This is a genomic window from Neisseria sp. P0008.S010 (genome assembly GCF_051962715.1).
GTDB classification, from domain to species: Bacteria; Pseudomonadota; Gammaproteobacteria; order Burkholderiales; family Neisseriaceae; genus Neisseria; species Neisseria elongata.
In genome coordinates, this window is the sequence record NZ_JBQCVA010000239.1 from 1 (window position 1) to 299 (window position 299).

A 299-nucleotide genomic window follows, 5' to 3' on the forward strand; every position below is an offset into this window, starting at 1 on the left:
CTATCACCCTCTAGTAAACCAGTATCGAATGCATCTCTGAGGTTGAGCCTCAGGCTTTAACATTCGACTTAATCTACCGCCTACGTACGCTTTACGCCCAGTAATTCCGAACAACGCTTGCACCCTCCGTCTTACCGCGGCTGCTGGCACGGAGTTAGCCGGTGCTTCCTCTGTGGGTACCGTCATTATCGTTCCCACTGACAGGAGTTTACATCCCGAAAGACGTCATCCTCCACGCGGCGTCGCTGCGTCAGGGTTTCCCACATTGCGCAAAATTCCTCACTGCTGCCACCCGTAGG

The 299-nt window shown here is 54.2% G+C and carries 1 rRNA gene; it reads right to left on the bottom strand.

Annotation, left to right across the window (positions count from 1 at the left end):
• Nucleotides 1–299, bottom strand: a 16S ribosomal RNA gene (locus ACTHSL_RS13390); the annotation flags it as partial.